Origin of the sequence: Streptomyces sp. P17, from assembly GCF_032436805.1 — a bacterium.
Lineage (GTDB): Bacteria > Actinomycetota > Actinomycetes > Streptomycetales > Streptomycetaceae > Streptomyces.
Map to the genome: position 1 here is coordinate 1 of NZ_JAVRBF010001444.1, position 238 is coordinate 238.

Genomic DNA, 238 nt, shown 5'->3' on the forward strand with positions numbered 1-238 from the left:
ACGGCACGCACGATATCAAAACGCTCAACAGCCTACTTGCCACCGTCATCGACAGCGTCGACGGTTTCGAGCAAGCCAATAAGCTTGTCGACACGGCAAGCTTCAAGCCGATCTTCTTCGAGGTGATCAGCGAACGGCGGAAGCTGGCCAGCGAGGTCGAGGCAAGGATACGTACGGCGGGTGGAACGCCGGACGACGAAGGTACGATGCTCGCCTCGGCCCATCGTGTCCTGATGAG

Annotated in this window: 1 protein-coding gene; it reads left to right on the forward strand. The window is 59.2% G+C overall.

Annotated features, from left to right (window positions below):
* Positions 1 to 238, forward strand: a 238-nt coding sequence (locus tag RMT89_RS45285) for a PA2169 family four-helix-bundle protein (RefSeq protein ID WP_315889576.1), incomplete at both ends; no start/stop codon positions are given.